This window comes from Mojavia sp., from assembly GCF_059505145.1.
Genome location: NZ_JCACKA010000035.1, coordinates 54,150 through 68,157, shown reverse-complemented (window position 1 = coordinate 68,157; position 14,008 = coordinate 54,150). Strand labels below are relative to the sequence as shown.

Here is a 14,008-nt window from a genome sequence, read left to right as displayed (position 1 = left end):
AATTATTGTTAACTTCTCTCCAACAATGTACAAGTGAAGACTCTATAATTCAACAGAAACAACTTCCACATAGGCTCTTCATCGCTCCCCCAGGTAAATTCTGGAAGCAGCGATAATGGTTCACTTTGTGGTTTCATGATTCCTCATTCCTTATCTAGAGAGGAGGTCGAATGACGATTAGTCCTCCGGAGCGAGAGGAAAAAAAGGCAAGAGTGATAGTCGATAAAGACCCTGTACCTACCTCATTTGAGAGATGGGCACAACCCGGACACTTCGACAGAACTTTAGCTAGAGGTCCCAAAACCACCACATGGATTTGGAACCTGCATGCCCTCGCCCACGATTTTGATACACATACAAGCGATCTAGAAGACATCTCCCGCAAGGTATTCGCAGCACACTTCGGCCACTTAGCAATAGTGACGATTTGGCTGAGCGGGATGATATTCCACGGCGCTAAGTTTTCCAACTACGAAGCTTGGCTGAGCGACCCTTTGAATGTAAGGCCTAGTGCTCAAGTCGTTTGGCCCATTGTGGGACAAGACATTTTAAATGGTGATGTTGGCGGTGGCTTCCACGGTATTCAAATCACCTCTGGCTTGTTCCAAGTATGGCGTGGCTGGGGTATTACAAACACATTCCAGCTCTACGTAACTGCCATTGGCGGCTTGGTACTGGCAGGCTTATTCCTGTTTGCCGGTTGGTTCCATTACCACAAGCGCGCTCCAAAACTGGAATGGTTCCAGAACGTAGAGTCAATGCTGAATCACCACTTAGCAGTGTTGTTAGGTTGTGGTTCCTTGGGATGGGCTGGTCACGTGATTCATGTGTCAGCACCGACCAACAAGCTGTTGGATGCAGGGGTAGCTGTAAAAGATATCCCCTTGCCCCACGAGTTCATCCTGAACAAAGACTTGTTGATCGACCTGTTCCCTGGCTTTGCCAATGGTTTAACTCCTTTCTGGACGTTGAACTGGGGCCAGTACGCTGATTTCCTCACCTTCAAGGGCGGTCTGAATCCTGTAACAGGCGGCTTGTGGATGACAGATATTTCTCATCACCACTTGGCGATCGCTGTTATCTTCATCATTGCCGGACATCAGTACCGTACTAACTGGGGTATTGGTCACAGTATCAGAGAGATCCTAGAAAACCACAAAGGTCCTTTCACTGGTGAAGGACATAAGGGTCTCTACGAAAACATGACCACCTCTTGGCACGCTCAGTTGGGAACTAACCTTGCCATGCTGGGTTCGCTAACCATCATCGTGGCACACCACATGTACGCGATGCCTCCATATCCATATTTGGCAACTGATTATGCAACGCAATTGTGCATATTCACTCACCATATGTGGATCGGTGCCTTCCTAATTGTGGGTGGTGCTGCTCACGCTAGCATCTTCATGGTGCGCGATTACGATCCAGTAGTGAACCAAAATAACGTGCTGGATCGGGTGCTTCGTCACAGAGATGCTATCATCTCTCACCTCAACTGGGTATGTATATTCCTTGGCTTCCATAGCTTTGGGCTGTACGTACACAATGACACAATGCGTGCCTTGGGACGTCCCCAAGATATGTTCTCGGATACGGCAATTCAGTTACAACCAGTATTTGCTCAGTGGGTGCAAAACCTGCACACCCTGGCTCCTGGTGGCACTGCTCCTAATGCCCTCGAACCAGTAAGCTATGCTTTTGGCGGCGGTATTTTGGCAGTAGGCGGCAAAGTGGCAATGATGCCGATTGCGTTGGGTACGGCGGATTTCATGATCCACCACATTCACGCATTCCAGATTCATGTCACAGTGCTGATTCTGTTAAAAGGATTCCTGTTTGCTCGTAGCTCACGTCTGATTCCAGATAAGGCAAACTTGGGCTTCCGCTTCCCTTGCGATGGCCCTGGTCGTGGCGGTACCTGCCAAGTGTCTGGTTGGGACCATGTGTTCCTCGGACTGTTCTGGATGTACAACACCATTTCAATTGCTATTTTCCACTTCAGCTGGAAGATGCAATCAGATGTTTGGGGAACTGTAGACGCAGCTGGTAATGTGACTCATATCACTGGTGGTAACTTTGCCCAAGGTGCCATCACAATCAATGGCTGGTTGCGTGACTTCTTGTGGGCACAAGCTGCACAAGTAATCAACTCCTACGGAAGTGCACTTTCTGGTTACGGTCTAATGTTCTTGGGTGCTCACTTTGTTTGGGCATTCAGCTTGATGTTCCTGTTCAGTGGTCGTGGCTACTGGCAAGAACTAATTGAGTCCATCGTTTGGGCTCATAATAAACTGAAAGTAGCTCCAACAATACAGCCTCGCGCTCTGAGCATTATTCAGGGTCGTGCTGTAGGTGTAGCTCACTACCTCTTAGGAGGAATTGCCACCACCTGGGCTTTCTTCCACGCACACATTCTTTCAGTAGGATAGCAATCAGTTATATGGAGTGCTGAGTGCTGAGTACTGAGCGTTGAGTGCCCAATCAAAACTCAGAACTCAGACTCAAAACTCCATATGCTGATACCTGATGGCTAAAGGTCAGAGGAATTATCAAACCTATGGCAACAAAATTTCCAAAATTTAGCCAGGATCTCGCACAGGACCCGACTACACGTCGGATATGGTATGCGATCGCCACAGGCAACGACTTTGAAAGCCATGATGGCATGACAGAAGAAAATCTTTACCAAAAGATTTTCGCTACTCACTTCGGTCATGTGGCAATCATTTTCCTGTGGGCTTCCAGCCTCCTGTTCCATGTAGCCTGGCAAGGTAACTTTGAACAGTGGATTAAAGACCCGCTGCATATTCGCCCAATCGCCCATGCGATTTGGGACCCCCACTTCGGTAAACCAGCAATCGAAGCTTTTACCCAAGGTGGCGCTAGCAATCCTGTAAATATTGCTTACTCTGGTGTTTATCACTGGTGGTACACCATCGGTATGCGGACAAATACTGAATTGTACACAGGTTCAGTGTTCCTCCTACTGTTGGCAGCAGTGTTCTTGTTTGCTGGTTGGTTGCACTTGCAGCCTAAGTTCCGTCCTAGCCTCTCTTGGTTTAAGAGTGCTGAACCTCGCCTGAACCACCACTTAGCAGGCCTGTTTGGTGTCAGTTCTTTGGCTTGGGCCGGACACTTGATTCACGTTGCAATCCCCGAATCTCGCGGACAGCACGTAGGTTGGGATAACTTCCTTACCACTCTGCCCCACCCAGCAGGCTTGACACCATTCTTTACAGGTAACTGGGGTGTTTATGCCCAGAATCCTGATACAGCAGGTCATGTATTCAGCACATCTCAAGGTGCAGGTACGGCGATTCTGACTTTCTTGGGTGGCTTCCATCCGCAAACAGAATCCTTGTGGCTGACCGATATGGCTCACCACCACTTGGCGATCGCTGTTATCTTCATCATTGCCGGACATATGTACCGGACTAACTTCGGAATTGGTCACAGCATCAAAGAAATGCTGAATTCCAAGTCTGGTTTAGTACCCGGAAGCAAGAGTGAAGGTCAGTTCAACCTGCCTCACCAAGGGCTATACGACACCTATAACAACTCCCTGCATTTTCAGTTGGGTATTCACCTAGCTGCGCTGGGAACTGTTACCTCCTTGGTGGCTCAACATATGTATGCCCTACCTCCTTACGCCTTCATGGCTAAGGATTACACCACCCAAGCAGCTCTTTACACTCACCATCAGTACATCGCTATTTTCTTGATGGTTGGTGCTTTTGCTCACGGTGCGATTTTCTGGGTTCGTGACTACGACCCCGAACAAAACAAAGGCAACGTACTCGACCGCGTGCTGAAGCATAAAGAAGCGATTATTTCCCACCTCAGCTGGGTATCTCTCTTCTTAGGCTTCCACACCCTTGGTTTGTACGTTCACAACGACGTAGTGGTTGCTTTCGGTACTCCTGAAAAACAAATCCTAATTGAGCCAGTATTTGCTCAGTTCGTTCAAGCTTCTCACGGAAAAGTACTGTACGGCTTAAACACCCTACTGTCTAACCCTGATAGTATTGCTTACACAGCCTACCCCAACTACGGTAACGTTTGGTTGAGTGGCTGGCTGGATGCCATTAACTCTGGCACCAACTCCCTCTTCTTAACAATTGGCCCTGGTGACTTCTTGGTACACCATGCGATCGCCTTGGGTCTCCACACCACTACCTTGATTCTGGTCAAGGGTGCTTTGGATGCTCGTGGTTCCAAGCTGATGCCCGATAAAAAGGACTTCGGCTATGCCTTCCCTTGCGACGGCCCCGGTCGTGGCGGTACTTGCGACATCTCTGGTTGGGACTCCTTCTATCTGTCACTCTTCTGGGCATTAAACACAGTAGGTTGGGTAACCTTCTACTGGCACTGGAAGCACTTAGGTATTTGGCAAGGAAACGTTGCTCAGTTCAACGAAAATTCCACATACCTCATGGGCTGGTTCCGTGATTATCTCTGGGCTAACTCCGCTCAGTTGATTAACGGATACAACCCCTACGGTGTGAATAACCTATCTGTCTGGGCTTGGATGTTCCTGTTCGGACACCTAGTTTGGGCTACAGGCTTCATGTTCCTCATCTCCTGGAGAGGTTACTGGCAAGAGTTGATTGAAACCCTTGTCTGGGCACATGAGCGTACTCCTCTAGCTAACCTGGTTCGCTGGAAAGATAAGCCCGTTGCTCTGTCTATCGTTCAAGGTCGTTTGGTTGGTCTAGCTCACTTCACCGTTGGCTATGTCCTCACCTACGCAGCCTTTTTAATTGCCTCTACCGCTGGCAAGTTCGGTTGATCCGGCTAATAGTGTTTTAGGTAATTAAAATCCCCCACCTTGCGGTGGGGGATTTGTTTATATTTTAAAGACTCACGAGTTTTAATACTAATCTTAGAATTTAAACTACTACCATCTCTTTAAATCCAAAAAAAAACTTAATCTTTTACCTGTGTACTCACAGCACCATAATTAGTTTTATAACTAGATAATTTCTCCTTAGCCTTTTCAGACACAAATGTACTCTGCGGAATACTTTCTAATAACTTGATTGCTTGTTGCCATTTTAATTGTGCTTGCTTCCAAACTTTTGGGGGATGAGGAGGATTTTGAACTAAAATAGAGGCTTCTATTGCTAGTTTTTGGGAAAATTCAAAATTTTCTTTTGCTTGATTTTCATTTAAGATTCTTTTAGAGATGGTTTGACTATTAATACGATAACTAGATATTTGTTTTTTTGCTTGTTCAGAAATAGATGTACCTTCAGGAATTTTCTCTAATAAAGAGATTGCTTCTTGCCATTTAATGCTTGATTTTTCCCATACTTCTGGGGCATGGGGTGGATTTTGAACGATTAAAGATGCTTCCATGCCAAGCTTTTGTGCAGATTCAAAATTATTTTTAGTCCTTTCTTCTTGATTAATATTTAAGGTAATTTGCTGTATTTGTGGTAATTTATCTTGACCTATCCAAACACAAAAAAACAGCAATATTGGGCTGCAAAGACCAATAATGATTGAAAGTTTAAAAGTAAATGTTTTCTGAGATTTATTTTTTATCTGTGTTTGTAATTGTTGATTCTGTTATTAAGATTAAGTTCATCAATTATATTTGGCAGGTAACTAAGTAAACTTTCTAGATCAGCCATATACAGTTTATTGTTAACAATTTACTTAGCTATAATGGCTAAATACCATATTAAAGTGACAAGTCAAGTTAATAAAAATTAATTTTATTTGACCTAATAACAACCAAAAAGTGATCGCCTATAAACCACTTTAACCAAAAGCACTCAAAACCATTGCTAACTGGCAAGAACATATTAGTATTAATCCTCAAACTTGTCCTAGTAAGCCACACATTAAAGGTACACAAGCGATGGTTTCAGTCATCCTTGATAACCTAACTGAAGGATTGACATTTGAAGAAATAGTCAAGTATTACCCTCCACTAACATTAGAAAATATCAAAATTGCCATTGCTTATGCAGCACAACTGACTAAGCAACAAGAAGTGCAAATATCGGGTGAAGATAATTCTAAGAGCGATTGCCTATTCCAATTATGTTAAAATTTTATCTTGCAAAATTAATTGGCTAGAAGAGCTATTAGATGTCTATTCCCGAAATTACACAAAACTTATTAGCAGCAAAGCAAAATAAAGGATTAAGTTTTGCTGATTTAGAAAAAATTATCGGACGCGACGAAGTATGGATTGCTGCTGTATTTTACCGCCAAGCTAGTGCTTCTGAAGAAGAAGCGAAATTATTAGTGGAAGCATTAGGGTTAGATGCAAGTTATATAGAAGAATTAACTGCATACCCTGTGAAAGGATTAGGCCCAGTTGTACCAACCGATCCCCTAATTTATCGTTTCTACGAGATTATGCAAGTGTATGGTTTCCCGATTAAGGATGTAATTCAAGAAAAGTTTGGCGACGGGATTATGAGCGCAATTGATTTTACTTTGGATGTAGAGAAAGAAGAAGATCCCAAAGGCGATCGCGTGAAAATTATTATGTCTGGTAAATTTCTACCTTACAAAAAATGGTAGGTTTTTAATTCCAAATAGGATGGGGTAATTCCTATCCTTATGCTAGTACATATTATTTTCTTTAACTCAAAACTTTTGTGTTTAAAACAAGTTATCAATATAAAACCGCGAAAATCTTCAAATATTAACTCCTCTTGACAGCCAAAACTAAAAAAACACAGGAATTAGGTAATTTTAGCCCTTATTATACCCAAAATAACGGAGCAGTATATTTAGGCAATAGTCTAGAATTAATCAAATTCATCAATGACAGCAGTATTAATTTAATTCTAACTTCGCCCCCATTTGCTCTTACACGCAAAAAAGAATACGGCAATGAAAGTGCTGAAAAATATCTAGAGTGGTTTCTACCTTTTGCATACGAATTTAAACGAGTACTGACTGATAATGGCTCATTTGTATTAGATTTAGGTGGTGCTTATCTTCCTGGTAATCCCGTGCGGAGTATCTATCAATATGAGCTTTTAGTTAGATTATGCAAAGAAGTTGGCTTTTTTCTTGCTCAAGAATTCTACCACTACAACCCAGCTAGATTACCTACTCCTGCTGAGTGGGTAACAATTAGGCGAATTCGGGTTAAAGATTCAGTAAATGTAGTTTGGTGGTTGTCCAAAACACCTAATCCCAAAGCAGACAATAGAAAAGTTTTAAAGCCATATAGCCAAAGTATGAAACGATTACTCAAAAATGGCTATAAAGCTAAAATACGTCCAAGCGGACATGATATTTCTGATAAATTTCAAAAGGATAACCAGGGTGCAATTCCACCTAACTTACTAGAAATTGCTAATACGGAATCAAATAGCGCTTATCTGCGCCGCTGTAAAGTCGCAGGAATTAAACCCCATCCAGCGCGATTTCCTGCAACTTTCGCGGAGTTCTTCATCAAATTTTTAACTGATGAAGGTGATATAGTATTAGATCCATTTGCTGGCTCTAACACTACAGGATTTGTAGCGGAGACTATGCAACGCCAATGGATATCTTTTGAAATTAATGAAGATTATCTTAATGCCAGTCGTTATCGTTTTGGTGAATAGTTAATAAGTAATATTTTTGGAGTTTTGAATGTTGCATCGAGTAAGCAAATTCATATTTCACCATTTACCTGCATTTTATGTACTTCATTTGCTAGTTCTTGACGACTTTGATCGTCCAGTTTATCAATTGCTAACATTCCCATGAGAATTACCTCTTTTAAAGTTAAACGTGTTGAATGTGCCTGTTTTTGCACAATCTCTTTAATAATGGGACTGACACCGATCGCTGTACTAGCTCTAGCCACAAAATAACAGGTGAATATTAATGACTTCGCCTAAATCTTAGCACTTTCAATCTGGTTCTTCTATATAACTCTAATACTCAATTTAAATTGCTCGAATGCATATTTTACATTGCAGCATTAATTATAGTATTTATAAATTTGACTAGCAAAAATAAAAATAAATTTACTACGCCTATAGTTAGAATTTTTTCAATAATTGCCTACTCCTCTAGAATTTCTACCAAGTCTTCAATCATCACATCAAATGTACGAGCTAATTTGTGAATAGCTGTAAAATCAACTGTAGTCATTCTAGAGCGGCGAGCATAGCTTCGCACCGTACTGTAAATCACCCCAGAACGATCAGAAACCTCCTTTAGCGTCCATCCTTTCTCTTGCGCTAGTTCTCGTATTTTTAATCTTACTAATCCCATACTTGACAAACGATGCATCAGCATCAATAAATTTTATATGAGAAAATTAACAAACTCTCAGTTTTTGGTCTAACAAACTGAAGGCAATCACCAGAATTTCCTAAAAATAGGCAGCCTAAAATTAGGTAGACATTTTTACCATGCTAACAACATTAAAACCAACAAAACTTCTAACGAGAACCACAAAAACTATTTACAAAACACCAATTCTGGACGTAATAGACAAATTGGTGATCTAATAAACTTGGAAAAATTAAGCTTCAATTTTGCTGTAGAGCAGACCAAGCGGTAAAGCACTTAAATAGTGTGATCCAAAGTAGTAAAGTTAGCGAATCCGTGTCTGCGGAAACATTATGCGATAAATTATACTTGTAAGTAACCCTTAAAATTTGTTTTAAGAGATTGTAAATTATCAAATTTAATCCCGTGATCATGCTTTACAGACTTAGACAGGGTAATTGAAAATAAGAACTTGACCGAAGTAAAATTTTCCTGAATACAGCCAGTTACTACTGTCATAAGTAAAAGCAATGAGTATAGGAGAGATGAAACGATGAGGGACCCTTATCTGTTGGCAGCAAGCTTGTTAACAGGATTGGCAATACCAGCATCGGCTCTTCCACAGATGTCGATTATCATGCCAGAACATTTTAGGTTCCAGTGGGATTTAAAGCAGGGTTCCCAGCCAACAGTAAGTGAGAAAATTATCCCCAGCGTTGATATCTCCTTACCGGAATTCAGCAACCAGGCTTTGCAAACTTTAAAGGGTTCACAGCCAACAGAAGGTGAAAAAATCATCCCCCGTGTTGGTATCTCCTTACCAGAATTCAACCCAACCTCCGCAGGAGCTAACTACGCACTAGTAACAGGAAGTCAACTGTATTACCAGAGATTAGCAGCTCTGAAAACAGGACAGGTTACCAAACGCGTCGATGATGATAACTTGCAAGCATTTTGGGAGCCGGACACGAAACGCCAACTAACTTATGAAGATTGGAAAAGTTTATTAGCTTTGGAGGCTAAAGCCATCGGACAAGGCCAAGGTGCAAATCGTCTGAGCATCATAGTCGGGGATTCCTTGAGCATGTGGTTTCCCAAAGAAAAACTACCAACTGGTAAGTTGTGGCTAAATCAGGGAATATCTGGAGATACCTCCAGTGGCGTTTTAAAAAGATTGGTTGCATTCTCAGCGACACGGCCAGATGTGATATATGTCATGGCGGGGATTAACGACTTACGCAAAGGCGTTAGTGATGAGGTAATTTTGCGTAATCATCGCCTGATTATGCGCCGCTTACGGCAAACTCATCCAAAAACTCAAATAATTATCCAATCAATCCTGCCTACTCGCTTGCCAACAATTTCTAACAAACGCATTCGTCATCTCAATACACAACTAGAACTAATTGCCAAACAAGAAAAAGCTACTTATATAAATATCTACAAATGGTTTACAGACTTTGAAGGTAATTTGCGCCTTGATTTGACCACAGATGGATTACATCTTTCTCCATCTGGTTACGATGTTTGGCAAGCAACACTACAGCAGATAGAGTTAAAGCTCACTCAGCGCTAGAATTGAGCGATCGCCATCATAATTATAGATTTATGGAAGTCGATGAAAAAGGGATTGGGGATTGGGAAGCAGAGGGGCAGGGAGCAGGGTGCAGAGAGCAGGAGAGAGTGACGGGTACGCAGGGGTCTGACGCCACTCCCCTCAAGCCGGGAAACCCGCCCACGGGGGTGGCTCCCCAAGTGAAGCAACTTCGGAGTGCAGGGGAGGTAGCACTCTCCACTCAGCAACCCTCGAAATCTTATACTTTAACGCCCAAAGCTTCCCGATTTAAAACCTGATTCAACTTGCCGCTGCGATAACCTTCCAAATCTAGGGTTATGTAGATAAAGCCAAATTCTTGAAAAGCGGAAACTACTTTCTGTAAATCTATTGTTAATACAAACTCTTTGATTTGTTCTGGCGGTAATTCAATACGTGCTGTATCTCCTTCCGATCGCACGCGCAAATTCTTCAACCCCAGCTTTCGCAGATAAATTTCTGCTCTACCGACTCGTTGTAACTTAGCTACAGTAATCTCTTCACCGTAGGGAAAGCGGGAGCTAAGGCAAGGTTGAGCGGGTTTATCCCACCAAGGTAAACCAAATTGTTGCGACAGTTGGCGGACTTCCATTTTGGTGACGCCAACTTCAGCTAAAGGCGATCGCGCGCCTCGTTCCTTTGCTGCTTGAATTCCTGGGCGATAATCATGCAAATCATCGGCATTCACTCCATCTACCACATAGGGATAACCCAACTCCCTAGCTAAAGGTTTGAGAGTGTCATGTAATTCACTTTTGCAAAAATAGCAGCGGTTGACAGGGTTGGCGGTGTAATTAGGATTGTCCATTTCGTGCGTCTGGACAATTTGATGCCCAATCCCAATAGTTGCCGCCTGAATCTTGGCATCTTCCAACTCTTCTGGCAGTAGCGACGGCGAAACAGCAGTCACAGCCAAAGCGCGATCGCCCAACACATCATAAGCAATCTTGGCAACCAAAGTACTATCAACACCCCCAGAGTAGGCAATCAAAGCCTGCTCCATTTCTGCAAATAAAGCTTTTAGTTGCTCAAGTTTTTCTGTCAGCATCATTTTTAGAGTCCTGCCGAAACCCTATAGCACCCAACAAATTCCATTGTAGTCATTAGTTACTCGTCAATAGTCATTTTCCCCGCCTCTTGCGAGGTTGGGAATTTGCTGTATTTTGCTACCAAGCTTGCTAACAGTGGTAAATCAATTGGTTTAGAAATATAGTCATTGACTCCAGCAGCTAGACAAGTTTCGCGATCGCCTTTCATCGCCATTGCTGTTTGGGCAATTACCGGAGTCATTCGATACTGCTGATTTTCTCGCAGCTGCCGTACTAAGTTCAAACCATTTCCATCCGGCAGGTTGACATCCATTAAAATTATTGCTGGATCTAGCTTTGTGAGAACTTCCCACATCTCGGCAGCATTCTTTACCCAACTCACCTGATAGCCCAATTTCTCTAGATAAACTTGCATCAACTTGGCGTTGTGTAAGTCGTCTTCCACTAACAAAATTTCTATAAAAGAGTTAGGAACAATCGGTAAAGGAGATAAGGATGATAAAGAAACAACATCACTATTTCCCCCTACTGCCCCTTGCTGATTGAGGGGCAATACGATAGTAAAACGCGAGCCGCGATCAACTTCCGATTCGACTTCCACCCAACCACCATGAATTTCTGCGAGTTTTTGAGTTACAGCTAACCCCAAACCTGTGCCTTCATTGCGACTAACTGCGGCGTTGGCAATTTGGAAGTAAGGTTGAAAAAGTTGAGTCTGGTCTGCTTTAGAGATGCCAGTACCAGTATCCCAAACTGTAAAATGCACAAATATACCTTTAGCAATGACCTGTAAACCAACAGTTCCTGTAGTAGTAAATTTGAGGGCGTTAAAAAGCAAATTCAATAGCATTTGCTTGAGTCGCAAAGGGTCAGCTACTAGAGTTATGACATCCGGGCTTATGTCTAGAAGCAGCTTTATACCCTTATTAGCAGCTTTTTCCTTCACTAGCGCCAAAACATTATGGCACAGTGCTGGCACATTCACTATTTCCCTCTGCACTTCTAGCTGGTTCGCTTCAATTTTAGAGAGATCCAAAATATCGTTGATTAACGCTAGCAGGTGCTTGCCGCTCGACTGAATAATATTTAAATACTCTTTATGGCGTTCTTTAGTTGGATTGTAGCCTTGGGCTAACAGCAGGTGGGTGAAACCGATAATAGAACTCAGCGGTGTGCGGATTTCATGGCTGGTGTTTGCTAAAAATTGATTTTTGAGTTGATTAGTGCGCTCCAGTTCGCAATTAAAGCTGCCTAAGTGTTGAGACTTTTGTTGTAAAGATTGTATTTGTCTCAGCTGTGCCAACACTACAGAACAGTGCTTGACAGATCGTGTAATCAATTGCGATCTGAGTTTAGCTTGTGATGCATTGAATAATTCACCATCCGACCGAATGGATGGCGTGGCAATAATTAGCCAGCTTGTTACCCCATCAAAATTATCGAATAATAGCCAAGCACTAGGCGGTTGCTGGTTTTCTAAGTGCTGCAAGTCTTCAAGTTCTATTAATTCTTCCAATCTCAAGCGCAGCTTTTTCCTTTTTTTGGAGAGCAATTCTAGGGATGGAAGTTGTGAGTTTCGGGGTGGGGAAGACGAAACATAACAAACTTTGCCAACTGCTGCTTGTGGTGGGAACAGAGCGATCGCCACCTTGCTGGTTTTCAAAGCAATCTTGAGATCCTTAACCAAGGTTTGGTAAATTTCTGCTTCTGTAGCTCCTGCTTGTGGCATGTTACAGGCAGAAAGCAAGCAATCATTGAGATGGCTTTGCAACTGGTTCAAGCTGCTTTCCAGCCACAACTCGGCACGAAGTTGCTCGATTGTTGTCAAAAGTTTTGGACTTGCATCTATCTGTGAGTTCTGTTCTGGTAAGCTTGAATACTGCTGCATGGTCAACTAGACCGCCAAACAAGTGTAGCCTCGCACTTTTTTAGTGCGAACAGGATTCTATGTATATTAGCGCACAATTCTTTTTTATTTATAAAGCATAACTTATAGTGTCGAATGTGACGAAGATCCCAAAAGTTATTGTATGAAATCACTAATTTACAATTTCTTAAAAGCAATTTAAAACTATGGATTTACAATTTGCTCAATTAATTGTCAATGGAATTGCCGTAGGGAGCATTATTGCTCTAGCGGCAGTCGGACTTACCCTTACTTATGGGATTTTACGGTTATCTAATTTTGCCCACGGGGACTTCCTAACTTTAGGAGCCTATCTAACGCTACTGGTAAATAGCACTGGCATAAATATTTGGTTGTCAATGATACTGGCAGCGGCGGGAACAGTAGCAACAATGCTCTTGTCAGAAAAGTTGCTGTGGTCAAGGATGCGCGACCTTCGTGCTAATTCTACTACGCTGATTATTATCTCCATCGGACTTGCTCTATTCCTTCGCAATAGCATTATTTTAATTTGGGGCGGCAAGAACCAAAATTACAATTTACTGGTTACCCCTGCTTTAGACATTTTGGGTTTAAAGGTACCGCAAAATCAATTATTAGTGTTGGGGTTAGCAGTGCTGGCAATTTTGGCACTGCATTACTTACTGCAAAATACTAAAATTGGCAAAGCGATGCGAGCAGTTGCCGACGATTTGGACTTAGCTAGAGTATCTGGTATTAATGTTGACCGAGTAATTTTATGGACGTGGGTAATTGCTGGTACGCTAACCTCTTTAGGAGGTAGTATGTACGGGTTAATTACGGCTGTGCGTCCAAATATGGGTTGGTTTTTAATTTTACCATTATTTGCTTCTGTGATTCTCGGTGGTATTGGTAATCCTTATGGTGCGATCGCAGCAGCTTTTATCATTGGCATAGCCCAAGAAGTCAGCACCATCTGGCTGGGTTCTCAGTATAAACAAGGTATAGCGCTACTAATTATGATTTTGGTGCTGCTCATTCGTCCCAAAGGTTTATTCAAAGGCACGATTTGAGCAGCACCACTCAACTTCTAACTATTCGATGATATGGAAATAGAAAGCGGCTACCACAAAGTTAATAGCTAAAAGAAAGAGTGCCCAACCTGTACGGAAGGGGTAGGGAGGTTTAGCGCCAGTATCAGGAACTGGGGAATTTTTGGTTTTTGCAGTCATAAGCTGTTCTCCTAATTTCAAGACTTTT

General features: G+C 42.5%; 14 protein-coding genes. 8 read left to right on the top strand and 6 right to left on the bottom strand.

Translation table 11 applies throughout. The features are described from left to right. Positions 1 to 170 precede the first annotated feature (170 nt). Positions 171 to 2,429: a photosystem I core protein PsaA gene (gene psaA, locus AC5JL8_RS05825; protein WP_495878830.1), complete on the top strand. Its 2,259-nt coding sequence runs from the start codon at positions 171 to 173 to the stop codon at positions 2,427 to 2,429. Between the two features lie 128 nt (positions 2,430 to 2,557). After that, positions 2,558 to 4,789 carry a photosystem I core protein PsaB gene (gene psaB, locus AC5JL8_RS05820; RefSeq protein WP_495878829.1) on the top strand — a complete coding sequence of 744 codons (2,232 nt, stop codon included), beginning with the start codon at positions 2,558 to 2,560 and terminating at the stop codon, positions 4,787 to 4,789. Positions 4,790 to 4,926: 137 nt separating this feature from the next. Here the strand turns inward: psaB and AC5JL8_RS05815 are convergent, their stop codons facing one another. After that, positions 4,927 to 5,478, bottom strand: coding sequence for a hypothetical protein (locus AC5JL8_RS05815; RefSeq protein ID WP_495878828.1), 552 nt, complete (start codon positions 5,476 to 5,478; stop codon positions 4,927 to 4,929). A 310-nt stretch (positions 5,479 to 5,788) separates the two neighbouring features. Here AC5JL8_RS05815 and AC5JL8_RS05810 point away from each other — a divergent pair, with 310 nt between their 5' ends. From AC5JL8_RS05810 to AC5JL8_RS05800, 3 genes are all read left to right on the top strand, one after another. Continuing rightward, positions 5,789 to 6,058 carry a DUF433 domain-containing protein gene (locus tag AC5JL8_RS05810; protein ID WP_495878930.1) on the top strand — a complete coding sequence of 90 codons (270 nt, stop codon included), beginning with the start codon at positions 5,789 to 5,791 and terminating at the stop codon, positions 6,056 to 6,058. Positions 6,059 to 6,099: 41 nt separating this feature from the next. Next, positions 6,100 to 6,540 (top strand): cyanase, encoded by a 441-nt coding sequence (cynS, locus tag AC5JL8_RS05805; protein WP_495878827.1) that lies wholly within the window; start codon positions 6,100 to 6,102, stop codon positions 6,538 to 6,540. A gap of 134 nt (positions 6,541 to 6,674) precedes the next feature. Next, complete coding sequence (locus tag AC5JL8_RS05800; RefSeq protein ID WP_495878826.1) at positions 6,675 to 7,580, top strand: DNA-methyltransferase; 906 nt, start codon at positions 6,675 to 6,677, stop codon at positions 7,578 to 7,580. A 50-nt stretch (positions 7,581 to 7,630) separates the two neighbouring features. Here the strand turns inward: AC5JL8_RS05800 and AC5JL8_RS05795 are convergent, their stop codons facing one another. Together AC5JL8_RS05795 and AC5JL8_RS05790 are read right to left on the bottom strand one after the other, a co-directional pair. Continuing rightward, the gene (locus tag AC5JL8_RS05795) at positions 7,631 to 7,825 is read right to left on the bottom strand and encodes a hypothetical protein (protein ID WP_495878825.1); all 195 of its coding nucleotides are present in this window, start codon (positions 7,823 to 7,825) and stop codon (positions 7,631 to 7,633) included. Positions 7,826 to 8,025: 200 nt separating this feature from the next. Next, positions 8,026 to 8,238, bottom strand: coding sequence for a helix-turn-helix domain-containing protein (locus AC5JL8_RS05790; protein ID WP_495878929.1), 213 nt, complete (start codon positions 8,236 to 8,238; stop codon positions 8,026 to 8,028). Positions 8,239 to 8,791: 553 nt separating this feature from the next. On the opposite strand from AC5JL8_RS05790, the gene AC5JL8_RS05785 reads away from it, so the two are divergent. Both AC5JL8_RS05785 and AC5JL8_RS05780 read left to right on the top strand, forming a co-directional pair. After that, positions 8,792 to 9,814 carry an SGNH/GDSL hydrolase family protein gene (locus AC5JL8_RS05785; protein ID WP_495878824.1) on the top strand — a complete coding sequence of 341 codons (1,023 nt, stop codon included), beginning with the start codon at positions 8,792 to 8,794 and terminating at the stop codon, positions 9,812 to 9,814. Beyond that, a complete protein-coding gene (locus AC5JL8_RS05780) occupies positions 9,766 to 10,092 on the top strand; it encodes a hypothetical protein (protein ID WP_495878823.1) in 327 nt (108 codons plus the stop codon). Before AC5JL8_RS05785 ends, AC5JL8_RS05780 begins: the two co-directional genes overlap by 49 nt. Here AC5JL8_RS05780 and larE read toward each other — a convergent pair. Together larE and hrmK are read right to left on the bottom strand one after the other, a co-directional pair. Continuing rightward, positions 10,053 to 10,880 (bottom strand): ATP-dependent sacrificial sulfur transferase LarE, encoded by an 828-nt coding sequence (larE, locus tag AC5JL8_RS05775; protein ID WP_495878928.1) that lies wholly within the window; start codon positions 10,878 to 10,880, stop codon positions 10,053 to 10,055. The genes AC5JL8_RS05780 and larE overlap by 40 nt on opposite strands. 59 nt (positions 10,881 to 10,939) lie before the next feature. Continuing rightward, entirely contained in the window at positions 10,940 to 12,769 is a 1,830-nt protein-coding gene (gene hrmK / locus AC5JL8_RS05770) for a hybrid histidine kinase/response regulator HrmK (RefSeq protein ID WP_495878822.1), read from the bottom strand. A gap of 185 nt (positions 12,770 to 12,954) precedes the next feature. Here hrmK and AC5JL8_RS05765 point away from each other — a divergent pair, with 185 nt between their 5' ends. Beyond that, positions 12,955 to 13,821 (top strand): branched-chain amino acid ABC transporter permease, encoded by an 867-nt coding sequence (locus AC5JL8_RS05765; protein ID WP_495878821.1) that lies wholly within the window; start codon positions 12,955 to 12,957, stop codon positions 13,819 to 13,821. 21 nt (positions 13,822 to 13,842) lie between these two features. Here AC5JL8_RS05765 and AC5JL8_RS05760 read toward each other — a convergent pair whose 3' ends face one another. Next, positions 13,843 to 13,980 carry a photosystem I protein PsaX gene (locus tag AC5JL8_RS05760; protein WP_495878820.1) on the bottom strand — a complete coding sequence of 46 codons (138 nt, stop codon included), beginning with the start codon at positions 13,978 to 13,980 and terminating at the stop codon, positions 13,843 to 13,845. Positions 13,981 to 14,008 lie beyond the last annotated feature (28 nt).